Origin of the sequence: Bradyrhizobium sp. WSM2793, assembly GCF_000379585.1 — a bacterium.
Classification (GTDB): Bacteria; Pseudomonadota; Alphaproteobacteria; order Rhizobiales; family Xanthobacteraceae; genus Bradyrhizobium.
In genome coordinates this window covers 40,955-65,319 of record NZ_KB902790.1, presented here as the reverse complement: position 1 = coordinate 65,319, position 24,365 = coordinate 40,955, and the positions used below count along the sequence as shown (strand labels likewise).

Annotated in this window: 25 protein-coding genes and 1 pseudogene; 6 read left to right on the top strand and 20 right to left on the bottom strand. The window is 63.6% G+C overall.

From position 1 onward, the window contains the following. Positions 1 to 39 precede the first annotated feature (39 nt). The 4 genes from A3AS_RS0123140 to A3AS_RS0123125 form a co-directional block, all read right to left on the bottom strand. On the bottom strand, positions 40 to 1,020 hold the full coding sequence (locus A3AS_RS0123140; protein WP_026202282.1) for an ABC transporter substrate-binding protein: 981 nt from the start codon (positions 1,018 to 1,020) through the stop codon (positions 40 to 42). Positions 1,021 to 1,128: 108 nt separating this feature from the next. Next, positions 1,129 to 3,021, bottom strand: a complete 1,893-nt coding sequence (locus A3AS_RS0123135; protein WP_049814963.1) for a HAMP domain-containing sensor histidine kinase — start codon at positions 3,019 to 3,021, stop codon at positions 1,129 to 1,131. A gap of 90 nt (positions 3,022 to 3,111) precedes the next feature. Next, positions 3,112 to 4,344, bottom strand: a complete 1,233-nt coding sequence (locus tag A3AS_RS0123130) for an HlyD family secretion protein (RefSeq protein WP_018319939.1) — start codon at positions 4,342 to 4,344, stop codon at positions 3,112 to 3,114. Next, positions 4,337 to 4,753: a hypothetical protein gene (locus A3AS_RS0123125; RefSeq protein WP_049814962.1), complete on the bottom strand. Its 417-nt coding sequence runs from the start codon at positions 4,751 to 4,753 to the stop codon at positions 4,337 to 4,339. The genes A3AS_RS0123130 and A3AS_RS0123125 overlap by 8 nt, the downstream gene beginning before the upstream one ends. A 163-nt stretch (positions 4,754 to 4,916) precedes the next feature. Between A3AS_RS0123125 and A3AS_RS0123120 the strand changes: the two genes are divergently transcribed. Both A3AS_RS0123120 and ppk2 read left to right on the top strand, forming a co-directional pair. Next, positions 4,917 to 5,369 carry a hypothetical protein gene (locus A3AS_RS0123120; RefSeq protein ID WP_018319937.1) on the top strand — a complete coding sequence of 151 codons (453 nt, stop codon included), beginning with the start codon at positions 4,917 to 4,919 and terminating at the stop codon, positions 5,367 to 5,369. Between the two features lie 40 nt (positions 5,370 to 5,409). Next, positions 5,410 to 6,210, top strand: coding sequence for a polyphosphate kinase 2 (gene ppk2 / locus A3AS_RS0123115; RefSeq protein ID WP_018319936.1), 801 nt, complete (start codon positions 5,410 to 5,412; stop codon positions 6,208 to 6,210). 54 nt (positions 6,211 to 6,264) lie between these two features. Here the strand turns inward: ppk2 and A3AS_RS0123110 are convergent, their stop codons facing one another. The 5 genes from A3AS_RS0123110 to A3AS_RS0123090 all read right to left on the bottom strand — a co-directional run bounded on the left by A3AS_RS0123110 (position 6,265) and on the right by A3AS_RS0123090 (position 13,750). Next, positions 6,265 to 6,699 carry a hypothetical protein gene (locus tag A3AS_RS0123110; RefSeq protein ID WP_026202281.1) on the bottom strand — a complete coding sequence of 145 codons (435 nt, stop codon included), beginning with the start codon at positions 6,697 to 6,699 and terminating at the stop codon, positions 6,265 to 6,267. Between the two features lie 20 nt (positions 6,700 to 6,719). Next, positions 6,720 to 8,420 (bottom strand): aspartate:alanine exchanger family transporter, encoded by a 1,701-nt coding sequence (locus A3AS_RS0123105; RefSeq protein ID WP_018319934.1) that lies wholly within the window; start codon positions 8,418 to 8,420, stop codon positions 6,720 to 6,722. Positions 8,421 to 8,432: 12 nt separating this feature from the next. Beyond that, positions 8,433 to 11,186 (bottom strand): decarboxylase, encoded by a 2,754-nt coding sequence (locus A3AS_RS0123100; RefSeq protein WP_018319933.1) that lies wholly within the window; start codon positions 11,184 to 11,186, stop codon positions 8,433 to 8,435. Positions 11,187 to 11,369: 183 nt separating this feature from the next. Then, the gene (locus A3AS_RS0123095) at positions 11,370 to 13,073 is read right to left on the bottom strand and encodes a SulP family inorganic anion transporter (protein ID WP_018319932.1); all 1,704 of its coding nucleotides are present in this window, start codon (positions 13,071 to 13,073) and stop codon (positions 11,370 to 11,372) included. Next, the gene (locus A3AS_RS0123090; RefSeq protein ID WP_026202280.1) at positions 13,070 to 13,750 is read right to left on the bottom strand and encodes a YoaK family protein; all 681 of its coding nucleotides are present in this window, start codon (positions 13,748 to 13,750) and stop codon (positions 13,070 to 13,072) included. Before A3AS_RS0123090 ends, A3AS_RS0123095 begins: the two co-directional genes overlap by 4 nt. 136 nt (positions 13,751 to 13,886) lie before the next feature. Here A3AS_RS0123090 and A3AS_RS0123085 point away from each other — a divergent pair, with 136 nt between their 5' ends. Genes A3AS_RS0123085 through A3AS_RS0123075 form a run of 3 tightly spaced genes read left to right on the top strand, consistent with a single transcriptional unit; the run spans position 13,887 to position 17,086 of the window. Beyond that, positions 13,887 to 15,575 (top strand): aspartate:alanine exchanger family transporter, encoded by a 1,689-nt coding sequence (locus A3AS_RS0123085; protein WP_018319930.1) that lies wholly within the window; start codon positions 13,887 to 13,889, stop codon positions 15,573 to 15,575. A 12-nt stretch (positions 15,576 to 15,587) separates the two neighbouring features. Continuing rightward, positions 15,588 to 16,475, top strand: a complete 888-nt coding sequence (locus tag A3AS_RS0123080; protein WP_026202279.1) for a S9 family peptidase — start codon at positions 15,588 to 15,590, stop codon at positions 16,473 to 16,475. 23 nt (positions 16,476 to 16,498) lie between these two features. Next, positions 16,499 to 17,086: an invasion associated locus B family protein gene (locus A3AS_RS0123075; RefSeq protein WP_018319928.1), complete on the top strand. Its 588-nt coding sequence runs from the start codon at positions 16,499 to 16,501 to the stop codon at positions 17,084 to 17,086. A gap of 15 nt (positions 17,087 to 17,101) precedes the next feature. On the opposite strand, the gene A3AS_RS50110 is transcribed toward A3AS_RS0123075, so the two are convergent. The 3 genes and pseudogenes from A3AS_RS50110 to A3AS_RS0123065 form a co-directional block, all read right to left on the bottom strand. Continuing rightward, positions 17,102 to 17,299, bottom strand: coding sequence for a hypothetical protein (locus A3AS_RS50110; RefSeq protein WP_371260708.1), 198 nt, complete (start codon positions 17,297 to 17,299; stop codon positions 17,102 to 17,104). A 19-nt stretch (positions 17,300 to 17,318) separates the two neighbouring features. Next, a pseudogene (locus A3AS_RS50105) lies at positions 17,319 to 17,426 on the bottom strand (response regulator); the annotation flags it as partial. Between the two features lie 240 nt (positions 17,427 to 17,666). Then, complete coding sequence (locus A3AS_RS0123065) at positions 17,667 to 18,290, bottom strand: response regulator transcription factor (protein ID WP_026202278.1); 624 nt, start codon at positions 18,288 to 18,290, stop codon at positions 17,667 to 17,669. Positions 18,291 to 18,598: 308 nt separating this feature from the next. Between A3AS_RS0123065 and A3AS_RS0123060 the strand changes: the two genes are divergently transcribed. Then, the gene (locus A3AS_RS0123060; RefSeq protein ID WP_018319926.1) at positions 18,599 to 19,282 is read left to right on the top strand and encodes a helix-turn-helix domain-containing protein; all 684 of its coding nucleotides are present in this window, start codon (positions 18,599 to 18,601) and stop codon (positions 19,280 to 19,282) included. Positions 19,283 to 19,305: 23 nt separating this feature from the next. Here A3AS_RS0123060 and A3AS_RS0123055 read toward each other — a convergent pair whose 3' ends face one another. From A3AS_RS0123055 to A3AS_RS0123020, 8 genes are all read right to left on the bottom strand, one after another. Beyond that, entirely contained in the window at positions 19,306 to 19,548 is a 243-nt protein-coding gene (locus A3AS_RS0123055) for a hypothetical protein (protein WP_018319925.1), read from the bottom strand. A 23-nt stretch (positions 19,549 to 19,571) separates the two neighbouring features. Beyond that, positions 19,572 to 20,021, bottom strand: a complete 450-nt coding sequence (locus A3AS_RS0123050) for a potassium channel family protein (protein WP_018319924.1) — start codon at positions 20,019 to 20,021, stop codon at positions 19,572 to 19,574. Between the two features lie 379 nt (positions 20,022 to 20,400). Then, positions 20,401 to 20,826, bottom strand: a complete 426-nt coding sequence (locus tag A3AS_RS49175; RefSeq protein WP_245283261.1) for a hypothetical protein — start codon at positions 20,824 to 20,826, stop codon at positions 20,401 to 20,403. 70 nt (positions 20,827 to 20,896) lie between these two features. Then, positions 20,897 to 21,592 (bottom strand): transglycosylase SLT domain-containing protein, encoded by a 696-nt coding sequence (locus A3AS_RS0123040; protein WP_084674894.1) that lies wholly within the window; start codon positions 21,590 to 21,592, stop codon positions 20,897 to 20,899. Positions 21,593 to 21,637: 45 nt separating this feature from the next. Further along, positions 21,638 to 22,123 carry a hypothetical protein gene (locus A3AS_RS43735; RefSeq protein ID WP_157644357.1) on the bottom strand — a complete coding sequence of 162 codons (486 nt, stop codon included), beginning with the start codon at positions 22,121 to 22,123 and terminating at the stop codon, positions 21,638 to 21,640. A 65-nt stretch (positions 22,124 to 22,188) separates the two neighbouring features. After that, the gene (locus tag A3AS_RS43730) at positions 22,189 to 22,704 is read right to left on the bottom strand and encodes a YbjN domain-containing protein (RefSeq protein ID WP_018319920.1); all 516 of its coding nucleotides are present in this window, start codon (positions 22,702 to 22,704) and stop codon (positions 22,189 to 22,191) included. Positions 22,705 to 22,722: 18 nt separating this feature from the next. Further along, on the bottom strand, positions 22,723 to 23,712 hold the full coding sequence (locus tag A3AS_RS0123025; protein WP_018319919.1) for a peptidylprolyl isomerase: 990 nt from the start codon (positions 23,710 to 23,712) through the stop codon (positions 22,723 to 22,725). Positions 23,713 to 23,765: 53 nt separating this feature from the next. Further along, the gene (locus tag A3AS_RS0123020) at positions 23,766 to 24,365 is read right to left on the bottom strand and encodes a hypothetical protein (RefSeq protein ID WP_026202276.1); all 600 of its coding nucleotides are present in this window, start codon (positions 24,363 to 24,365) and stop codon (positions 23,766 to 23,768) included.

The following is a 24,365-nucleotide window of genomic DNA, read 5'->3' as shown; positions in this document are numbered from 1 at the left end:
ACGAGGCCCTCGTGGCTGCTGCAGCGCGAGAGCCATGCGTCATTCGATCAGTTCGGCGTCCATCAGAAGCCGGCCCGGCACCGTCAGGCCGAGGGCATCGGCCGTCTTCATGTTGATGACGAGCTCGAACCTGGTGGCGAACTGCACCGGAAGCGACCGAATCTCGGCGCCGCGCAGGACGCGATCGACGTAGCCGGCGCCGTCGCGAAATTGCTGGGTGAGATCGGCGCCATAGGACATCAGCCCACCGTTCACCGCGTAGAAGCGGACCGCGAAGATCGCGGGCACGCGGCGCTGCGCCAGCAGTGCGATCGTCATCGCGCTCTGGGTCCCGAAGAAGCCGCCATCAGGGAGCACGACGAGGCCGCCGCCGTCGCGTGTCGCGGTCTCGATGGCCGCCGCGATCTCGGCCCCACTCCGGACACTGGCACCGGTGACCTTGAGACCGAGCCGGTTTTCCATCTGGTGCGCCGCCTGAAGATAGAACGGCGCATAGGGCGACGATTCCGGATTGAACAGCAGCGCCGCGTGGCTCATCCCCGGCACCATATCCTTCAGCAGACCGAGCCATTTCCCGCTCATCGAGTGCTCATAGAGCGAGAAGCCGGTGAGATTGCCGGTCGGCCGCGCCAGATTGGCGACGAGGCCGGTCCCGACGGGATCGGAGAGCCCGACGAAGACGATCGGAATTCGCTGCGTGGCATCGCGCAGCGTCCGGGTCGTGCCCGTGCTGGTCGAAAGCAGTACGTCCGGCCCGGCGGCAATGAGCTCGAGCGCCTCCAATTGCTGGCGTGCCGGACTGGGACCCGGCCAGCGCACCTCGAGGCGATAGTTCTGGTTGGCGATCCAGCCACGATCGGTGAGCCCCTGCTGAAAGGCATCGACACGCATCTGCGCGCCGGGATCGCCGGCGACATTGCCGGTCAGCACGCCGACGAACGGCGCTCTGTCCTGGGCCCGGACCAAGACCGGGAACGCCGCCGCGGCACCAACCAGCGACATGAACTCACGGCGTCTCATGGCCACCGACACTCCCCACATGCGCACCCATCCCGGTCATCGCGCAATTGCGAGAAGGAAACGGCTTCGCCGATCCCGTGAGCTTGATCAAAATCAAGACACCGGCGATCAGTGAAGGATCGGAAGACGGATCGTGAAGAGCGCGCCGCCCGCGGCCTGGTTTTCGGCAGAGATCGTGCCGTGATGGGCCTCGATGATGGTTTTGGCGATCGCGAGCCCCATGCCCATACCCTGGGGCTTGGTCGTGAAGAACGGATTGAACACGTTCGCAAGGTCGGAAGCGGCAATCCCGGGACCAGTATCGGAGACCCGGATCTCCGCTTCGTTGCCGACGCGCAGGGTCGAGACGCTGACCTGGCGTTTTCCGGGATCTGCGTCGAAGATCGCATCCATCGCATTGATGATCAGGTTGAGAACGACCTGCTGAAGCTGGATCGGATCGCCTCTGACATGCAGGTCGGCCAGGACAGGCGTGTAGATCAATGTGATCCGGCGTCCATCGGCGACGGCCCGCACAAGGCCGATCGCTTCGCGGACCATATCGTTGAGCTCGATGTCCTTGACCTCGAACGGCGTCTTTTTCAGAATACTGCGTAGCCTGCGAATGACTTCGCTGGCCCGCTGATCGTCGCGCCTGATGTCCGCGAGGATCTGCCGGATCTCGTCGATGTCGGGCGAAGCGGCCTTCAGCATCAGCTCCGCAGTCTCGGCGTTGGTCAGGATGGAGCCGAGCGGCTGGTTCAGTTCATGGGCGATCGACGTGGTCAACTCGCCAACGGCCGAATAGCGGTTGGCGTGAGCGAGCTCGGCCAGACGCTGGCGTGACTCGACTTCGGCGATCTGGCGCCGACGGCGCTCATGCAGCATCCCGCTGATCAGGCCGGCCTGCACCAGAATGACGGACGCGATCAGCAGCATCTGCCAACGATAGCGCTCCCAGATGCTCTGTTCGCGAAACATGATTTCGCTGCCGGGAGGCAAACGGCTCTCGCTGATGCCCCAATGCTGCAATTGGCGCCAATCATATCTCGGCGCGGCGAATCCGATCGGCTCGTAACTGATGCTCGCTGGTTTCGCGCCGCCGAGAATGCCAATCGCCGCACTGACGGTCCTGGAACTCGTTTCCGCGATCATATGCATCGGTCCCCCGACAGTGCCGTCACCGAAGAACGGCTCCTGGTAGGAGAAGATCGGGGCATTCGCGGCCGCGTACAGGCTGCGTAAGGCGATGTCGCTCTCGTGGACGACCCCAGCCGCATCGACCGACATCAGCCCCCAGAACAGCGCGGTGTGCGGCGGCAGCTTTGAAGCGCGCTTCAGGATTTCGTCGAATGACAAGTCCGAGTACCAGACCAGCTCGACCTCCTCGCCCAAGGGTTGCAGTTCCCGCTTGACCTCCTCCACCCAGAACTTCTCGAGCGGCGAGGCACCGATCACGACCACAATCGACTTTGTGTCAGGCAAAATCTGGAGAACGTTGCGGAACGCCGCCATGAAATCGTTGCGGATCGCCACGACGACGTCGTTGTCGCTGAGATCGGCGCGATTGATCAGCCGATGCTCGACCGCGGAGAGAATCAATGGCACATCAGGGAATAATCTTCCGCGGTATTTCTGCGCAAACCGGGCCGCAGGCGCGCCGATGCTCAATACGATGTCGGGCATCGCTCCCTGGTACAGCGATTGCAGATAGTCGACGAAAGGTGCCTCAGGACCGGGATTGTTGAAGCGCGCGGTGAGCAGCGCGTGCTCCTGTATATCGAGTGGCCAGGGCGATTGCCGTTCGAGCTTGGCCTTGATGTCGCGCGCATACTCGCTCCACGGCCGAAAATCACGGCCGAATGAATGCAATACCAGGACGCGCTTCAGCTCGCCGCGGAGACTCCGCTCGACTGCACCAACTCGCCCGGCGGACAGGCACACGGCGAAAAGCAGCGCGAGACAGTATAGCGCCGTCACGGCCCCTGGCCTGACCTTGGAGATGGACGTGCGCCCGCTCATGCTCCATCCTTGCAGCTCCAGCAACTGCTGTCGCGGAAATTCTAGCGGGAATTGCACCGCTGCGACAGGCCCCGGGGGCGGCTTCACAGCTCAATGCCCGCTCAGCACCAGCGTCTGGATCGGCAGCAGCAGCGCCTGGATGCGCAGCAGCAGCGCGTGCACCAGGCCGACACCGTCGACCACGTGCAAGGCGATCTTGCGGCTGGTCGAAGTCCCCTTGGCCGAGATCTCCTCGTGGTTGCTGGTATAGGCATTGACGACGCAGCTGCTGCCCGGCGTCACGCCTTCGAGGCCACCCTTGTAAAGCGGCTCCAGGAACACCAGGATGGTGCCGGGGCGGACGGCGTTCTGCGGATCGACCAATTGCTCCCCGGATCGGAATTGTCCGGCCGCGATGTAGTCCTGGACTGTCGTGATCACCATGGGGATGATCACCCATGGCCTCGAGATGCAGGTCGCTTCCGCCACCATGCCCTCTTTCATCACCTGTGCCTCGATCTGGCCGAACCCGGCCTGCAGCATCTTGCGGCCGGCCCCCTCCGGGATGAGAACGCCTGCGGGCCGCATGAGTTGATTGACGACGTCGCCGGGACGGATCAGGAATTGCTCGACGCGCCCATCGACACCGGCGCGGACCAAGGTTTTGTCGATATCCACCTGGGCCTGGTCGAGCGCGGCCTCCGCGCTGGCCTTCTGCGCCGGCAGCAGGATGGAGACCTGCATCGATACGGATTGCTTCGCCGCATTCGCGGCATCGATCCCGGACTGACGTTGATCGACCAAAACCTGGAGCTTGTCGATATCACGCTGCGGAACGATGCCGGGATTGCGGCGCTGGAGCTCGGTCTTGACCTCGAGCTCGTCCTTGGCCTGCTGATAGTTCGCCTTCGCCTCCCCGATCTGCGCCTCGGCCTTGACCACGTCGGCCTGCGCCGTCTGCATGGCGGCATCGACCTCCGCGACCTTCCGCCTGGCGGTTTCGAGCGCGGCCTGCTGCTTCGAGGCGTCGAGCGTGAACAGCACGTCGCCCTTCTTCACCGGCTCGCTGAAGCCAACCTTGACCTCGGCAACGCGGCCGGAGCCTTCGGGCAGGATCGGCACGGTGCGAAAATAGAGCGTCGCCGATGACGTCGAAGGATGGAAGTAGAAGATCATGGTGATCAGCGACACCGTAAGCATCAGGCAGCCGGTGATGCCCCAGCGCAGCTCGTACCAGACCGAGAAGAAGGTGATCTCCTTGCCGAAACGCTTGCCCTGGGCGTAGCGGCGATAGAGATAGTCCGGCAGGATCGTCAGCAGCGAGCAGAACATCAGCTCAAACATGGCTGTGCTCCTTCTTTGCGGCTTCCGGCTTCTGTGCGGGAGGCGTCGCGGCCTCCGTCCGGATCTCTTCGCCACCGGCGGCAGGCGCTGCCTCTGCAATCTTCTCGACCGACCCGGCGATGCTACGCAGCGGGGTGCCGAAATCGGGAAGATCGATCAACGCGAGCAGGAGGCCGGCGACCCAGAAAATATGCATGTGCGTGAACAACGAGATCAGGCCGAGCACCGCGACGAGCTCGAACTGCAATTTTTGTGATTTGTGCGCCATCCGCTCGGGCAGGCTGTGCAGCTTCCAATAGAGCGTACCGACCCAGAGCACGGTGCCGATCAGGAACAGCCCCATCACAACCATCAGCGTATCGGTCCCGCTCCCCGGCGCCAGATAAAACGGCAAATGGTGCGGAGCCATCGGATGAAGCTGGTCGCTCAAAGCGTCTCTCCCGATCAAATGCGCATGTGCGATATTGTGTTCGGCAGGCCGCGGTTTGCTTGATTTGAATCAAGGGAACACCCTCCGCCCGACCCTAGCGTTTCCTGGATGCTGATTGGATAACCATCAGGAGCCGCAAGCCATGCCCGGCCTCGACGATCTCATCCCCAACGCCGCCCAGATTCGGAAGGAAGCCGCCCTCAAGGAGGCCGAGAAAGCCGAGGAGTATGTCCGCCTCGCCGCCGCGGTCGAAGCCGAGAAGCGCGCGCTGATCGAGCGGCTCAGCAAACCCTCCGGCAAGAGCGAAGAGGAGAAGATCAAACTCGCCTCGACTATCATCCAGCGTGCGGTGCGAAACGGCCTGACGGAGGTGCTGGTCTATCGCTTCCCCAACTCGCTTTGCACCGACAGGGGGCGCGCCATCAACCAGATGGAAAAGGGTTGGGAGACCACGCTGACCGGCATCCCCAAGGAGATCTTCCAGCTCTGGACCGATTATCTGAAACCGCGCGGCTATCGCATCGCCTACCAGATCATCGAATTCCCGGGCGGCGTGCCCGGCGATATCGGCGTGACCATCTCCTGGGACGATTAGTTCTGGGGCGATTGACAAGCTCAGCAGCGAGAGGACCGGCATGGCCAAGGATGCGCCCGCGGAGCGAATGAAGCGGAAGGACTATGAGAAGGAGCTGGAAAAGCTCCAGGTCGAGCTCTGTCACCTCCAGGACTACGTGCGGGCGAACAAGCTCCGGGTGATCATCGTGTTCGAAGGCCGTGACGCTGCCGGCAAAGGCGGCACGATCAAGGCGATCACCGAGAAGGTCAGCCCGCGCGTGTTCCGCGTCGTGGCGCTGCCGGCGCCGTCGGACCGCGAAAAGACACAGCTCTTCTTCCAGCGCTACATGGAGCAGTTTCCGGCGGGCGGCGAGATCGTGATCTTCGACCGGAGCTGGTACAACCGCGCCGGCGTCGAATATGTCATGGGCTTTGCTACGCCCGCCGAGCACCAGCGCTTCCTCTCCCTCTGCCCGCAGATGGAGAGATACGTCATCGACGGCGGTATCATCCTGATCAAGATCTGGCTCGAGGTCGGAATGGACGAGCAGGAGCGTCGCTTCCACGCCCGGATCGATGATCCCGTGCGGCAATGGAAGCTAAGCCCGATGGACCTGGAGTCCTACCGGCGCTGGTACGACTATTCGCGAGCGCGCGATCTGATGCTCAAGCAGACCAGTACGAAGGAAGCGCCGTGGTACATCATCCGCTCCGATGACAAGCGCAAGGCGCGGCTGAACTGCATCGCACATCTCCTTGGCGCAATTCCCTACAAGCGCATCAAGAAGGACAAAATCAAGCTGCCGAAGCGCTCCGAGAAGGGCCGCTACAACGACCAGGCCGGCCTGAAGGGGATGAACTTCGTTGCCGAGCGGTATTGAGACGCGAAAAGGGCTGTCGGTGAGGCAGCCCGATTGCCCTGATTGCCCTCAGGATCACTTCAGGCGGATCGTGACACCGCCGACGGCAGCCGACACTTCCGCGCCAACCCTCGGACCGCTGAGCTGAAGGATCACGCCATTGGCGTTCTGCAGCTGAACGGCGCCAGCGCCTGCGGCCACGGCTCCGCCCGCTCCTCCCACCGCATAGGAGCCTTCGATGGATGCTGGCCCCTTCAGATTGAGCGCCCGACCGACGAACTTCGTGGTCGAGGCCCCGACGGTGAGGCCGACGCTCATGCCGGAGACGGTGAAGGGATATTTCTTGCCCCTGAGGAGCAGAACGCCCTCGCCGCCCCCGACACCGACGATGAAGCCGCCCTTGGTGAAGACGACGGCGACCTCGCCGGTCTCGGCACGCGACGGCGTGCTGAGACCGGTCAGGGCCGCAATCGAGGCAACCAGGGCGACGCCAACGGCAAGTTTCTTCATGACTTTCTTCCCCCTCTTGATCATTGCGCAAGGATCATTGCGAAGTAGCCGAACACGGTGAGCAGGATGCCCGAGACGGCATAACCGACCGGGAAGCCGATCCAGGGCACGGAGCTCTGGATCTCGACCGCAGCCTCGCGGGCGGGGCCGGAGTGCGACCGCGCGCCGGCAACGCCGCCCATCAGCACGGCCGGGTTGATCTTGAAGACGTGGTAGCCGATCGCCCAGACGATGAACGGCGGGATCGTGCACGCAATGAAGCCGACCAGGAATATCTTCAAGGCGACTGCACCCGTGAGCTGCGACAGCAGTCCCGCGCCGGCATTGACGCCGACGATGGCCACGAAGACCACGAGGCCGAGATCCTCCAGCACGTTGCGCGCCGCGTTCGGCGTATTGCCGAAGAATCGCAGACGCGACACGATCGACGATACGATCACACCCGATAGCAGCAGACCGCCGGCGTTGCCGAGGCCGACCTTGGCGCCGAATGCCGGGAATTCGATCTTGCCGATCAGGAAGCCGATGATCATGCCGACAGCCAGCGTCAGCAGATCGGTCGAGGTGTTGGACCTGGCGATGCGGCCCCACATCTCGCCGAGCTCGTTGACGGCAGACTTCAAGCCGACCACGGAAACGATGTCCATCCGCTCCAGCTTGGTCTTGAGACCGGCCGGAATCTGCACACCGCCGCGTTCGACCTTGGTGACCTGCAGCTGGCCGGCGATCGCGGTGTCACGGAAGGACTCGAAGGTGCGCCCCACCATCTCCTTGTTGGTGATGAGGATGTCCGCCTGGTCCATGGGAATGCCGAGCGTCTTGGCATCCGAGACCTCCGGACCGATGAGGCCCATCTTCTCGGTGAGGTGCTCGGTCGAGCCGCCGAGGGCGACGATGTCGCCCTTCTGCAGCACGAGGTCGGCATCCGCGCCTTGCGGCTCGCCGTTCCGCCCGACATTGACGATCCGGTATTCCGGATTTATCGCGCGGAACTTTGCGATGCTCATGCCGACCGTCGCCGGGTTCTCCAGCCGGTAGGCCCGCAGACCGAACTGACGATAGCCGGTCAGGCCGCCGCCTTCGAGATCCTTGACGCCGAATTCCCGCTCGTACTGCTTCGCGGCGGCCCTGGCGTCGACGCCCCACCAGCGCGGCAGGTATTTGCAGATCAGGATGATGCCGACGGTGCCCCAGATGTAGGTGATACCGTAGGACAGCGCGATCATGCCTGAGGCATCCTCAGGCTTCATTCCCTCGGACAGCTTGACGACGCCCGACGTGACGGCCTGCTCGGCCGAGCCGATCGCCGCCGACATGGTTTGCGATCCCGCCAGCATGCCACCGGCTGCGCCTGGCGGAAGCGAGAACAGTTTTGCGCCGATCACCACCAGCGCCAATCCGATCACGCTCGATACCACGGCCAGGATGCAGAACTTCAAGCCGTCGCCCTTCAGGCTGTTGATGAAGGACGGCCCGACACGCAAGCCGACGCCATACATGAAGAGATAGTAGAACAGGCTCTTGGCGAAATTGTTCAGCTCGAGCTTCACGCCGTAGGTCGACGACCACACCGAAACGCCGGCGCCGACCACGATGGCGCCGGCAACCATGCCGAGGCCATACCCCTTGATGCTGGCCCGGCCGATATAGACGGCGAGGCCGACGACGAAGAACAGCAGCAGGTACGGATTCTGCTGCAGGAACGTGAAAAAGCCCTGCATGTTCGATCCCCTCTAAGATGCCGCTTTCAACTTCGGCGTCGCGGCGGGCCTGGGCTTGCCGATCTTCGCCAAGGCTTCGGAGCGCACGAGCTTCAGCCCTTCCTTGGCGTCGTAGCCGTGGATCTCCTTCACATCGAGCTTGCGCATGAAGTCGATGGTCTCCTGCGTGATGACCTGACCGGGCACCATGATCGGGAAGCCCGGCGGATACGGGATCACGAAATTGGCCGAGACGAGCTCTGGTCCCGACTTGAGCCGGCGATCGATCTCGGGATCGTTGAGGCGGATGTGCTCGCAACCCGCCACGTCGTAGGCCGCGTAAAAGCCGCTGCGAATGTCGCCTTCATTGGTCTTGCTGCCGGCATCGCCGCGGAAGCTCGGGTGGAAATGCGAGAAGTTGGGCAGATCAGGTACGTCGGTCATCAGGCTCTTGACCCGTGCCTCGAAGGTCTTCTTCGCATTGACGCCGCCCTGCGCCAACCCGCGATCGACCTCGCCCGCGATCTCGGCGAGGACGCGGATGAGATGCGCGACGTCGCTGCGGGTGTTGTTGATGTTGGACTGGACCAGGACCGAGTTGCGCGAGGTCTTGTTGACCTGGATGTTATACTCATTGGCGAGGATACCCTTGAACTGGGTGCCGTCATAACCGGCCATGCCGCACACCAATGTCATACGGGTCGGATCGAGGCAGAACTCGTCCTCATCCAGGCTGTTGAGGGTGTTGACCCAATTCACGCCCGCGGCGAGATAATCGGTAAAGCCGCTCTGGCGATACTGGGCTGGCACCATGGCGTCGGCGCCGAGGATGCGGAAATATTTCGAGATCAGCGGGTTGTTGTTGACCGCCTGGCGAATGGCAAGCGCGATCTCCATCGCATTGGCCACGAGGCCGTAACCTTCCAGCTCCATCTGCCGCCTGGAGATATCGAGGCTGGCGATGAGTTGCTGGTTCGGGCTGGTGGAAGCGTGGGTGAACACGGCCTCCTTGAACTGCTGCTCGACCGTGTGGAATTCGACGTCCTTGACCGAGAGCATGGAGCCCTGCCGGATCGCCGACATCGACTTGTGGGTCGAGTTGGTCTGGTAGACGCGCAGGCGGATCTGCCTGGGATCGGGAATCAGCCGGGTCTTGAGCAGCATCTCGTCCGACGGGTTCTTGCCGAGCTCGGCCTGCTGCTTCTCATAGGCCGCGACCGACTTCGGGTCGTGCATCCACGCCTCGATCTCGTTGGCCGCCCCCATGGCGGTGCGGCGGCGCAGGAACGGCGAGAAACGCGCGAAGCCGAACCAGGCCTCGTCCCAGAGGAAGATCAGGTCCGGCTTGATAGCGAGACATTCCTCCATCACCCGGCGGGTGTTGTAGATGTGGCCGTCGAAGGTGCAGTTGGTGAGGTCGATCATCTTGACGCGGTCGAGCCGGCCGTCGGCCCTGGCGCCGAGCAGCGCCTGTTTGATCGTCTTCAACGGCACGGCGCCGTACATCGAGTATTCCGTCATCGGGAAGGCTTCGACATAGAGCGGCTGCGCACCCGCCAGAACCATTCCATAGTGGTGCGACTTGTGGCAGTTGCGATCGACGATCGCGATGTCGCCCGGCGCGAGCAGCGCCTGCACCGCCATCTTGTTCGATGTCGACGTGCCGTTGGTGACGAAGAAGACGCGGTCAGCGCCGAGCGCCCTCGCCGCTTTCTCCTGCGCCTTCTTGATGTTGCCGGTCGGCTCCAGCATGCTGTCGAGGCCGCCCGTGGTGGCGCTGCTCTCGGCCAGGAACAGGTTCGGCCCGTAGAATTCGCCCATGTCGCGGATCCAGTCGGACTTGAAGATCGACTTTCCGCGGGCGATCGGCAACGCATGGAACGTGCCGATCGGACGCTGCGCATATTTCTTCAGATTGTCGAAGAACGGGGTGTCGTAGCGATCCTGAATGCCTTCGAGGATGGACAGATGCAGCTCGAGAAGCTCCTCGACGGAGTAGAAGATGCGACGAACGACGTTGGCTTCAGGGTTTCCAGCCAACTCCTCGACGTCGCGGTTCGAGATCATGTAGAGGTCGAGCTCGGGACGGACGCGCTTGATGATCTGGGCGAGCCGGAGCGCAGAGGCGTCGGACTCGTCGTTGAGGCCGGCCGAAGCCGTGATCGAGCGCAGCACGGGTGCATTGTGGCGCGAGCGCAGCCCGAAGCCTTCGTTGATGATGACGGCCGCGATATTGGGATTGAGCATGGTCGCGCAGAATGCATCTTCCAGGCTGCCGACGATGACAGGCTCATAGATGAAGCCATCGATTGGGCGCCGCAACTTGCGCCATTCGGCGGCGAGCGCCGGCCACTGACTTGATGATACGCCAGTCACGATCAGGGTTTCGAAATAGGGCCGGCGTGCCGTATGCGCACCGAACGTCGGTGGCACCAGCTCGGGCGCGTCGCCATTACCATCATCCTTCGCGCTCCAGTCGCCGGCATGCTGGCGGAAGGATCGTGTCGTCAGGGCCTGGGTAATCCGCGTCGCAAGGGCGAGCGTCGTTGCCCCATCGCCTGCGGAGGCCGCTTCCCGCAGTGCCGCCATCAGCTGCAGCCCGGGATAGCCGTAGAACTCCTCCGTCACCGAGAGATCGGCCAGTGCCGCATCGTAGACCGCCCGATTGCCGACGCGAGCCCACGCCTTCGCGGCCTCCACGAGGTCGCGCCAGTCATCGGCCCGCGCGCCGGGCCCGGAAAAGAACTGATCGATCCGCTTTTGCGCCGGCTTGGTGTCCTTGGACATGTGTCTCTCCCGATCCTCGGCGGTGCCTTGATGGTCACTCGATGGTCATTTGATGCCAGTTGGGGCGAAGCTGAGCGTGATCGTGAGTTCGGCGCCGCTGGCTCCATTGATCCAAGTCAACGGTCGGACGCATTCTGGCGAGACCGTCGGCCGCAGCGGTCATTCGCATTGCAACACGCCCGCTCAGGCCGTCCGCTGCGCCGTCACGGCCTGCTCGTCGCCGAGAACGCTGTCGAGCGATCGTAGCCACTGGGTGCTATTCGTCCTCTCCGCCAGCCCTTCCGCCCGCAAGAGGTCGCGGAGCTGCGCGTGCGCGCCGACGATGGAGAAAATGACCTTTCGCGCGGCGAGCTCGTCGTAGAGGTCGTGCAGCATGCCCGCGCCGGCGAGGTCGATATAGGGCGAGGCCGAGAGGTCGCAGACCACCAGCCGGATCTCGGGCGAGCGCCGAAGCGCGATCAGGACGGTTTCGAGGATCGTCTCGGCGTTGATGTAGAGCAGCGAGGCTTCGGGCCGGAACGCGATGACGCCGATCAAGGGCTCGACGTCCGCGTGCCTTGAACTGTCCGAATAACGGCCGCTGCCGGGCAAGCGGCCGAGAAACGCGACGTTTGGCCGCGAGGCACGGGCCAGCAGCAAAAGGATCGAAGCGATCGACGCCAGCAGCACGCCTTGCAGGATTCCGAGCAATAGCACGGAGACCAGCGCAATTGTTGCGGCGTAGAAGTCGATCCGGCTGACCTGCCACATCCGCACCAGCGCGCGAACGTCGACGAGCTTGTAGACGGCGGCAAAGACGATGGCTGCAAGCACGGCCTTGGGCAGGTTGGTCAACAGTGCCGTGAAGAACAGAAGGCACAGCCCGAGCGTCACCGAGCAGATCACCAAAGCGAGCGGCGTCTGTGCGCCGGCGCTGTCATTGACGGCTGATTGCGACAGCCCGCCGGCAACCGGATAGCCATGGCCGAAGGCGACGACGAGGTTCGCGGCGCCCAGCCCCAGGAACTCCTGCCGAACATCGAGGGAATAGCCGTGCTTGGCGGCGAAGCTGCGCGCGGCCGAAACGCCCTCGATATAGGCCAGCAGGATACACCCTGCGGCGAGCGGGAAGAGATCGTCGAAGTCCAGCAGGCCGAGCGTCGGAACGCCGAGGGCCGGCAGCCCTTCCGGTATCTTCCCGGTGACGGGCACGCCGAGCGCCGGCAGGCCGATCAGCGTCGCCGTCCCGATCGCGAGCGCGACGATGGTGATGCCGACCGGCTTTCCCGGAAGGAGCCGCTCGCCAAACAGGAGCAGCAAGAGCGCGACAGCGCCAACCGCGAGCACGAGCAGGTTGACGGTCCCGAGCTGCCCGACCAGCTTGATGGCCCGATCGAAGAAATTGTGGCCGCCGCCGGCAACGCCGAGCAGGCTCGGCAGCTGACTCATGATGATCGTGAGCCCGGCACCGGCCTTGAAGCCGACCAGGATGCTGTCGCTGACGAGGCGGACCAGCACGCTCAGCTTGAACAACCACGCGATGAAGCACAGCACCGCCACTGCAAAGGCCGTAAGGCTCGCGATCTGCGCATAGCGGATCGCATCGCCTCCGGCCAGCGCGCCGGCGGTGCCCGCGATCATCAGGGAGATCGCCGAGGTCGGCCCGATCGCAAGTTGCCGCGACGCCCCCAACAGCGCGTAGCCGAGGCCGCCGAGCATATAGCCGTAGACGCCGATCTGAGGCGGCAGGCCGGCCAGCGCGGCATAGGCGAGCGAGACCGGGATGGCGTAAGCAGCCAGCGTGACACCAGCGACGGCGTCGGAGGAAAACCACTCTCGCCGGTAGGCGCCAAGCCAGCCGGCCGGCGGGAAGAACCGTATCCATCCAGGTTCGGACGGCGCACTCATTGGACCGCCCTCTGATGCGACGCTTCGCAGCGCAGCAAGACGACCAACAGCGCGACCACGGGAATGCCGAGCGCGAGGTCCGGAATAGCCTTGGTGGCGAAGGCGCCCAGCGCGGCGCCCAAGCCGAACACGGCGCACAAGGCGAAGAAGATGCCCGACCGACGCAGCGTCCCCAGCGGCGCGCCTCCGGCGGCGGCCAAAAAGACAGCCTCGATCGCCTGGCGCATGTTGCCCGTGATCATCACCGTGCTGCAAACAACGCCCTCGACCCTGGTGAAGATCGCGGTCTGCATCGCGGCGACGAACGAGATGCCGAGCGTTCCAGCCAGATCCGGCAGCCTGTTGTGCAGGATGCTGATCGCGATCAGCAGCAATATCTCGAGCAGGGTGCTGATTGCGCTGGCCCGCTCGCCCGCAGCGCGGCGCAGCCATGCGGCAATCGCGATACCGGCGGCAAAGGCGAGAAGCGGCGGCACGAAGTGAAACGCCTTCGTCCAGTCGCCGGCCGTCGCATAAACCCAGAGGAAGATCAGGTTAGCCGTCTGGGCATTCGCCATGACGCCGTGGACGATCCAGGTATAGGCGTCGATATAGCCGCCGACGAAGGCGAGCAGCAGGACGATCTCCACGGTTTCGTCGCGGCGGATGGCGCCGGCCGCGAGGTCGAGAGCGCTCATGTTGATGATGCCGGCTGTCGCGAATTCCGCATCATCCGATAGGCGGTGCCTTGCCGCTCGCAGGGCTTGATCTGGATCAAGCAATGCCCGCGATTTCCCGACTGAGATCTCGGCAAAGCGCCGGGGGAGATGCGACATGGATACCGTCAGGTGGATCATCTCCACCGCTCCCGAAATCTTTCTGCTGCTGGCCGTCGCCATCGGCACGATCCTCGGCCGAGTCCGGATCCGCGGCTTTGCCGTCGGGACCACAGCCTGCATCCTGATCGTTTCCGTGCTGCTCGGACAGCTCGGCAGTTTTGCGTTCCCGCCGCTGCTCCGCGTCATCCTGTTCAGCCTGTTCGTGTTCACCATCGGCTACCGGTCCGGGCCCGAGTTCTTCGCCTCCTTGAGCGTCCGCACGCTCGCGCAGGTCGCCATGGCGCTGGTGCTGGGCGGCACCGGACTGGTCGTCGTCCTGTTGTTTGCCCACGGCTTCCGGCTCGATCCCGGCACCGCCTCCGGGATCGCGGCCGGAGCCTTGACGCAATCGTCGGTCATCGGCACCGCCTCAGGCGCATTGGCCCAGCTCGGCCTGCCCAAGGATGTGCTGAGCCAGCAGGAGGCGAACATCGCGGCGGGCTACGCCGTGACCTACGTGCTCGGCTATATCCTGACGCTGCTGTTCGTCCCCTTCGTCGCGCCGAAATTGATGCGGATCGACCTGAAGGCTGAGGCAAAGAAGCTCGAGGCGGAGCTTGCCGGCGGCGAACCGCCGAAAACCGAAAATCTCTCTTATCGCAAGTTCCAGGCCCGCGCCTATCGCGTGACCGCGGGCGCCGGGCGCACCGTCAAGTCGATCGAGGAGGAACTTGGCAGCCGCACGGTCGTCGAGCGCATCGTCCGCCAAGGCGCGGACATCGAGCCACGTTTGGAGACCGTGCTCGAGGCCGGCGACGACATCGTCATCGCCGGCCGGACCGCGGTCATCGTCGCCGCCAAGCCGATCATCGGCACCGAGATCGACGCCGACGAAATCTTGAAGGCCGTCCCGGGCAACGTGCTGGAGGTGCTCGTGGACAATCGCCATCTCCACGGCCGCTCGATCCAGGAGATCGCGGCGCGTGTCGGCACCGACGCCCGGGGCGTTTTTCTACGCGCCCTCACCCGTATGGGCCGCGAGGTTCCCTTGAGCGCGGACACTCGGATCTATGTCGGCGACGTCATGACGCTGGTCGGCAGCACGCGCAATATCGAACGTGCAGCAAAGGCCATCGGCCAGATCCTGCGGTCGGGTGATCGCGCCGACATCGCCTTTCTTGCCGCCGGCATCGCCGCCGGCCTGCTCGCGGGGCTCGTCAGCTTCAGGATCGGCGGCGTCGCGCTCACGCTTGGCGGTGGCGGCGGCGCGCTGATCGCGGGCCTCGTCTGCGGCTGGCTACGGTCGCGCAAGCCGACCATGGGCGCATTGCCGCCGGCGGCGCAACAGACCCTGAGCGATCTCGGACTCGGCGGCTTCATCGCGGCGATCGGGCTCGGCAATGGCGCTGCGGCCTGGGCCGCGATCCAGGCCCACGGGCTGCTTCTGGTCGGCATGGGTCTCGTCATCACGCTCGTGCCGCTGATCGTCGCGACGCTGTTTGCATTCTATGTGCTGCGCATGAACCCGGTCGTGACCTGCGGCGCACTGGCGGGCGCCATGACCGTCGATGCCGCGGTGACCGGCGCGTGCGAGGTGGCCGAAAGCCAGACCCCGGTCCTCGGCGTCGCCGTGCCCTATGCGGTCGGAAACGTGGTGCTCACGGTGCTCGGGCCGATCATCGTAGCGGCAACCTACAGCGGATGACGGAGATCCGTGATGCGGCGACCGGCCAGATCGGTGCTGGGATGTTTCGCGACCGTATTGTTCGCGTGGGTCGCCTTCGCCGCGGCCGCGCGCGCGGCGGATGACGTCCGCATCCAGGAAGAGATATGGGCGCTGCCACTACCGCTTCCGATGTTCGCCTATCTGGTGCGTCCTGTCGGCGACGGCCCCTTCCCGCTCGTGATCATGAATCACGGCGTCTCGCTCAACCCGACCGACCGCAGCTTCTTTCCGCTGGTCGAATTCCGCGACGCCGCCCAATGGTTCGCACGGCGTGGCTACCTCGTGGTGGCGCCGGTCGGCTCCGGCTATGGCGCAGCCGCCATCGACATTCCGGAGCGCGCGATCTACGGACCGTTCTTCTCCAAGATCGGCAAGTGCAGCAATCCCAATTTCCATGACGCCGGGCTCGCGGTCGCCAAGGTCGACCTCGATATCATCGACTATCTGGCCGCCGAGAAGCGCATCATCCCCAAGGACGTGATCGTGATCGGGCAGTCCGCCGGTGGCTGGGCCTCGATCGCCTTGTCGAGCATGAACCCGCCGCAGGTGAAAGCCATCATCACCTTCGCTGCGGGTCGTGGTGGACGCGTCGGCGGCAAGCCGAACAACAACTGCGGCCCCGACAGGCTGGTTGAGGCCACCGCGGATTTCGGCCGCACATCGCGTGTGCCGATGCTGTGGATCTATATCGAGAACGACACTTTCTTCGGCCCCGAACTGTCGAAGCGCATGCATACGGCTTTCACCGCCGCCGGCGGCCGGGCCGAGTATCACCTGATGCCGCCGTTCGGCAATGAGGGCCATTTCTTCATCGGCTCGAGGGATGCCATCCCGCTCTGGTCGCCACTGGTAACGACGTTCCTCGACGCGCTGAAATAGATGCCAGATCCGTAGGTGAAATCATGCCCAATGCCCGCGACTGCCTTGCCATTCTTCTGCTTATCACCATCGCCGGCGCCACGGCAGCGCCCGGCCATGCCGCACCGAAGGGCGCCCAGGGCGAGAAGCCGGCGGCCGAAGTCGCCACACGTGGTCAGCGTGAAGCAAAGGACATCAGCTACGGCGGTTGGCAGAAGCTCTGCTTCAAGGCCGGCGGCGCGCCCACGCTGTGCCGGACCTCGATCACCGGCCAATTCGCGACCGGACAGACGGCCGTGCGCGTCGATCTGATCGAACGCGAAGACGCCGCCACGGCCCGGCTGCAACTGTTCGTGCCTGTCGGCATGTACCTGCAACACTCACCGAGGTTGAGCGTCGACCAGGGCGCGCCCTTCCGCCTGCCCTATACCTGGTGTCTCACCAATCTGTGCATCGCTGCCGATGTGGCGGCGCCGAAGATCATCAGGGAGATGGAGTCCGGCAAAACCCTGACGCTCGAACTCGTCGATTCGAACCTCCTGGCCATGACGACTTCCATTCCGCTGGCGCAATTCGCCTCCGCTCACAGGGGAACGCCAGCCAGGACGCTCGAGCAGCATATCGACGAATAGCGGCCGGTGTCGATCTTACGAGATGCCGGCGCGTTCGACGGACTCGATCAGTGACTCGCCCGTAAAGGGCTTGATCAGATAGGCGATGCAGCCGGACCCAAGCGCCGCAGCGCGGTTCGCGGGGCTGTCGTTGCCGGTAATGTAGATAACCGGTGCGGCGACGCCCTGCTCCAGCCAGTCTTCGCCGTACGTCGATGCCGGATTTTCCACCAAGATTGATGTCGAGGACGATGCAGATCGCGGTGTAGAATTTGCCGTGCTGGAGCAAGGCCCTCGCGGAGTCGAACAGCGTGGCGTCGAAACCGTGCCCACGCAGCAACCTGCTCAGGCTGGTCCGCATGGACTGATCGTCATCGACGACAAAAACGGACGGGCATAGCGGCAAGGCGATCTGCCTTTCGGGAGATGAACGAACTGCGAGCGCTGTGACGGCGGTGGGATACTGCACACGCTTGCTTTGCGTTGCCGACCCGGCGCCTGTGCATCATTGCGCACGCCTCGCCGTGCACTGTCAACACGCCTCGATATTGTCCTTTAGGGCAATCACACCGTGGGAACCGGGCTTGCGGTGACGAAGCAGCTAATGCTCGTTCGTACCGAGCATTCCGAGCCGTTCCGCGATCGAAACGAGTTCCGCAAGCGAATGAACCTGCATCTTCTCCATCACCTGATGGCGGTGAGCTTTCACGGTGCGTTCGGTCGTCCCGAGTTCATGCGCAATCTGCTTGTTGATCCGGCCGCGCACGATCAGATTGAACACCTGTCCCTCGCGTTGCGTCAGCGTGGCCAGATGAGTCCGAAACGTCTCCAGCTTGCTGCGCTGGGCGCGCGCCGTCCGCTGGCCCGCCAGAGCGCGCTCGATCGCATCGATCAACTGCTCGGAGGATATCGGCTTGGTCAGAAAGTCTTCCGCACCTGCCTTGATCGCCCGCACGGTAGTCGGCGTGTCTGCATGCCCCGTCAGGAAGATGATCGGCAGCGTCGAGCCGGACGCGATCAATCGCGCCTGCAAATCGGGGCCGCTCAATCCTGGTATGCGCACGTCGAGCAGAATGCATCCGGCCTGCTCGGGATCCAGCGCAGACTCCTCCAACTCCAGCGCCGACGCATAGGTCGCGACCTCATAGCCCGCGAGCTTCAGACGCCGTGCGATCGCGGTCCGAAAGGACTCGTCGTCATCAACCACGTGAACGAGACCCGGCACCTTCAACCTCTCGCCCAGTTCCAGCGAGGACCATTGACGTCCTCTCGCTCGACAAAGTCAGCTTCAACAGTTTGAGAACCGAAATATCTGCTTGCAATGAGCCAAATCCCCGCAGCGGCAGCGCTTTCTCATTCTGCGCACCAAGCGCCAGAAGCTGTCCCTTGGTACAATGAACCTAGGGACAATGGATTGAAATACTGCCTTGGGCGTAAATCAACCCGGCGGGAGCGGGACAGCGCGGCGCATTCCCAGCAGCGAAAATTCTCGTCGAACGGACCAAATTCGGCGATGAGCTGAGGACTTGGCCTATGTTTGTTCGCATCACAACCGATTCCGCACTGCGTCCCAATTCCCTCCGTGACCTCGGCATGACCAGCGATTCAAATGCGCTCGTCAGTTTAAGCGAATTTTCGTACAGAAAAGGCACCGAGATTTACGGTGAGAAAGAGCCCGCCGAATATGTCTATCAGGTCAAGGCAGGCGCGGTGCGAAGCTACAAGCTGTTGTCCGATGGTCGCCGCCAGATCGGCGCATTCCACCTCATCGGCGACATCTTTGGGCTCGAGAACGGTGGGGAGCATCGATTCACGACGGAAGCGGTCATCGACACCACGGTGCGCCTGATCAAGCGGCAAAGTCTTGAAACGGTGGCCGAGAGCGATGCCATGGTAGCCAGAAACCTGCTCAGCATGACCACGAACAACCTCCAGCATGCGGAAGACCACATGCTGTTGCTCGGCCGCAAGACCTCGCTGGAGCGGGTCGCGGCGTTCCTGCTCGAAATGGACAAGCGGCTGACGGCCGCGGGCGTCATCGCGCTCCCGATGTCGCGACGCGATATTGCCGATTATCTCGGCCTGACGCTGGAGACCGTCTCACGCGCTCTGTCGCGCCTGCACGAACTCGGCATCCTCGGCTTCATCGGCAACACCCAACGGCAGATCGTGTTGCTCGACCGGAACCAGCTCGCCAGCCTCGATCTGCAGCCTTGATCTTGGTTCGACTTGCACCCGGATCAGCGTCTACTAGACGGCGCGTGACGCGTCGTCGATAGAGATCGCGCGACCTCCAATACGCCGGTGACGATGATTTGAACGCCCATGCAAAGCAGCAGGAATGCTGACAGTTTCGTCACCGGTGCTTCCTCGCCGAACAGCCGCGCCATGAAAGCGAGCCCGTACGGGTTGATGATCACGAACAGATCGCCCAAGCCGAACAGGAAATCGGCGATGAGTCCCGATCCCGTCACATCATCCACGCCGCTCCGTTGCGGCGCTCGGATTACCCCCGAACCGGTCCAGATGCCTTGACGGCTTCGAGATGGTCGAGCGTCTTGCGCAGGACCTCGAACAGCACGGCCGCCGACCATCCAAACAGCAGCACCCCGTTCATAGCTGTCAGTGGGCCAATGAGCCGCCACTCGCGAACGGGCGTGACATCACCGTAGCCGAGAGTTGTATAATTGACGAAGGCAAAATAGAGCAGTCCGTTTTCGACACTTGCCGCGCCGACAATGCCGTAAGTCGCAGCCCACACGAGGACTTCGAGTGTGTGCGCGACCATCAGCACCACGGCGGTGGCCATCATCACGCCCATCAAGTGCGATCCCGGCCGCGTCGTGTGACGCAAACCTGCGCTGCGGGCTATACCGACCGCGACGACGGTCACCAGTGCGTGCAGCCCGATACCGACCAGGCTAACAAGCGTGCCGACGAGAAACTGAAGCATCATAGCGCCCACCGCATTGCAACTGGCTGGTCCTGGTCTTCGATCACCGAGTTCCGAAACGACTGCGTCGCCACAGCTGCATCAGGTCAGCTGCTCGGCCATGCGTAGCTGGGCGCCGCCGGCAAGCGTCGCGATTGATCCACGTCAATGGTGGATCGCATCATGGGGGCCACGGAAAAGCGGTGAGATAACATGCGGACCCTATAGTCGTTCAAGTCCACCCCGGGAATAGCAGATTTCATGACTGCGCCGGGCCCCGGTGACAGCTTCGCGAAGCATCCAAAGCAGCTCCGCCGTGGGAATCTGATTGCTTCGTCAGCAAACCGTCGCGAGAGCTGAGACGCTCTCGGAGCACGATTCCGCTAACAGGCCTTGGATCCCTTCATCGATGCCCGATCGGCGAGGAGAACACCGGCGGCGGCGGCCGGTAGGGAGTGACGGAAACTCCGAAGTTCCGGCCATATTGCTGCTGAACACCGGGGATGTTGACGACCCCGAGCTTGGGATCAGGCGATCTGGCATCGATGGGCGGCAGATTGATGCTCGGATTGACTCGATCGACCTCCCTCCTGAGCTTCTGGTTGAGACAGTCCATCGATCGGCTGGAACCGATTTCCACCTCTACGCATCTGTCGGGCAAGGCCGGCGCGCGGCTGCCGGTGGGCGAGGCCGACATGCGGCCATCAGGAGCGATTTTGGGGGCGCTGTTTCCGATTACGATCGGCGGAAGAACGTTGACCTGCTCTTCGGCCACGGCTTGTGACAGGAGACAGGCTGTCAGAACGAACGAAGGCGCTACCAGCCGCATCGCGATCTCCTCTTCCAAAGAGTGGGCGCGAACTGGCTCACCCCGGACAATCCGTTCGTGCGCACGGCCCCTATCGCCCTGCCCGCGCCTGCGCAACGAGCGCGCTGAGCTGGGTGTTGAGCGCAACAATATTCACCGTGCCCGTTCGCGACAGGCCCAGACATTTCCGCCCGCAGCCGCGGCCCGATGGAGCCGGCTCGCCAAACGTCGGCACGGGAACACTGCCAGTCACGCGAAAGCCGCGAGCGGTGAGCTTGGAACGCACCGCCATGCAGTAGTTCACCGAAAGGAATGAGAAGCGCGTTTCGCCATGGCCGGCGCGATATTTCATCGCGGCGGTACAGAGGTCGCCACCGGCGAGGCGCCAGGCCTTCGCAAGATAGACGACACCGTAATGGATGTTGATCTCGGGCACGGCCAGATCGGCCAGCGTGCCGGAGAAACCGAGCATGCGTGCCGTCGAGGGCAGGATTTGCATCAAGCCGACTTCGCCGACCCCGCCGACGGCCCGGGGATTATACCCGCTCTCCACAGCCATCACTGCCTCGGCGATCTCGGGCGCGAGACCGGCCTGCGCGGCCTCCTTTTCAATCAGGGCGCGATAACGCGAACCCGCATCGGGGGCTCGCGGTGGCAGCGCTTCGACCGCAGCGTGACGAGCGTCGACCGTTTTCGGTGCCGAGGTCGTCTCGGCGCGAGCGCCTGCCGGCAACAATTGGGCGAGCAGAAGCAATCCCGGGACCAAAGCCGTCGACGGCAACGACATCATTGACCGCGCCAAGCCAGCGCTCCCGTTGCGGGCCGACATTTTCTATTTCTCCTGCTGCAATCGATCCGTCGCCCGCAGCGAGAACCGCAAGTGCAGCGGTTGCAGCATCTCGGGCGGTGGCACACCAACATTTCCTCCGGTCAGCAAGGCCCGAAGCTCGACGGAAGCCTTGGGGTCATCGAGTCCGTCAAACCCGACGCGATGCAGCCGACCGTCCGACGATACCCAAGCTCGCAGAACGAATGTCACAGGCGCCGCATCGCCGCCTGCGACGCGGCGGTCCAGGTACTCCTGGAAATGTCGTGCCCTTACGTCGTCGGACGCCAGTCGCTGCTCGATCTTCTCCTTCAATCGCCCTGCGAAAGCCTGCCAAGCCGGCGGAGCTGCATCGGCCGCACGGTAGTCGCTCCTGTCCGCGGCAACGGGCGATGCGTCGACGCCAGCTCCGGCGGCAAGCAAACCGGCCGCCGCAGCCAGCGAGCCGGCGATTCTATTCCACCACGTTGCGCGGGATTCACGGTCGGCCATCGTCAACATGTCTCGCTGGACTTGCGCGCGAACTCTTTCCGAAGCCTCGGGGACATCGCAACGAGCTACTGAAGAGCGGCCGCCTGGCCGCTGACGTCGGCGTTCTCGTATCCGGCTGCCTGTTCGACCGGCGCAGTCGTTCCCTTCCTCGCCGACAGCTCGCGGAGTTCATCGCGCAAATAAACGATCAGCTCCTGGACCAGGCGATCCCAGATGTCGATCTGCGCGCGCAGATGGTCCGCGGTCACGCCGCCCGCGACCGAGACATCCAGGGAAAGCACGAGGAACTGCTGGCTGAGTTGAAGACGCGCAAACCGGCGCGTCGCGTTCCAGCGATTGACCAGATCGAGTGGAAGCTCGCCCTGAACCTGGAGCACCGCAGTAAGGGCTGCATCGACCAAACTCTCCGCGTCCGCGAGCCAATTCCCCGGACGAATGTCGAAGGTCAGACCGCCAGTTGCCGAGCGGAGATAGGTCAGATTGACCACGGGATCGGTGAGTTCCTCCACGCGGTAGCCGACCTGTTGCAGTGCTGAACGCAGATCATTGAGCGTGAGCTTGACGATAATTGTATTGGACATTGCTAACTCCACTGCGACTCATTTCCGGGAATTGTCGAGCAAACCCGAAAGGGCAAGCTCGTTGAGAATGGGCGGGTTCTGCTTGAGCAATTCAGCGAGATAGGCCCGCCGCAGCGCGGTGGCCCGCTCGCTGCGCATCTGCTGCACCAGCTGATCGCGCACTTCGGGCAAGGTCCGGGTGTACGCCGCCTTCGTGTCGATCAGCTTGATGATGTGCCAGCCATCGTCGAGCCGGACGGGCTCCGAGATCGTATTCCTGGCCAGTCCCTGCACCTGCGCCTTGATCTCCGGCCGTATCTGGTTTTCGGCCACCCAGCCGAGATCGCCGCCGCCTTTTGAATCGCTATCCGCCTGTGCAATCGTGCCGAAATCGGCGCCTGGCGCCTTCAGCTTCGCCTGGATTGCCTCGATCGCCTTCTTCGCTTTGTCGTCAGCTGCCTTGTCGCCCTCGGCCGCTGCGACGAAAATCTGCGCGAGGTGGAACTGACGAGGCACCAGCAAGGCGCCGCGGTTGGCGTCGTAGACCTTTTGGACCTCGTCCTCGCTCGGGAAGCTCTCTGGAGGCGTCGAGACCGATTGCAGATAGATCTCGACCACGGCGTTCTCGCGCACGCGATCGAGCTGCGCCGCGACTTTGGGCTGCTGATCCCACTTCTTGGCGATCACCTCCTGCAAGACCAGCCGGTTGGCGAGCAGCATGCGAACCGCCTGACTCAGCAGCGCCGGGTCTTTTGCGAGCGCCGCCTGCTCGCGCGGTCCCAGCGCGCCGACATAAGCGCGGAGCTCCTCCGCCGAAATATTGGCCTCGCCGACCCGGGCGATGACATCATCGCCGCCGGTCGTCCTGGCGGAAGCAAGCCCCTGGGTCGACGGTGCGGGGGTCGCCGACGTCGGCGCTGTTGCGGCAGGAGCCGCCGGCTTCGGCTTCACCGCGGGTTGAGCCGGACGTTGAGGCGCCGGCGCGGTCTGGGCAAATGCCGTCTCCACCGACAGGCCCAAGATCGCCACGGCAGCTCCGACAACAAGGGTCGATCTCGACGATCGGATAACGTTGGGACGGTTCATGGTGTTGCCTTCTGGTCAAGCAGCTTGTCGACACTTTCCTGGACGAAATTCTGCGCGCCGACGCGGCCTAGACCCGTCAGCGGCTCGCTTGCGACTGCGGCGTCGCCCAGTGTCAGGCTGCGATATCGATTGAGAATGTCGCGGCCGACATTGACGAGTTGCACGTTCTTGGCCTGGCAGCTCTTGGTGCTGGCCTTGAAGGCCGCCGCCTCGCCTTCGAACTTGGCACGCTCTGCGTCCTTGGTGCGGGCGACGGTGGCGGCCTCCTCGTAAGCGACCTTCCACTTCTCCAGCGTCTGGTTGCGCTCCTCCAGACGCTGATTGAATTCATCGACTGCTTCGCGATGCTGCTTCTGAAGCTGCTTCGCTTCCGCCTTGGCCGCATCGATCTGCGCCTTCAAGGCCGCCTTCTCGCGGTCAGCGTCCGCGATCTTCGCCTGCAGCGCCGTGCGCTGGTCCTCCATCTGCCGCGCCTGTGCGATGGCGCTGCGCAGAGCCTCGCGCAAGCGGTCGGTCTCGCTTTCGGCATGAACCTCGCCACAGAACATCGCGGTCGCGATTGCGGCCGCCACGAGACCAGGAATCCGGGAAAGCAT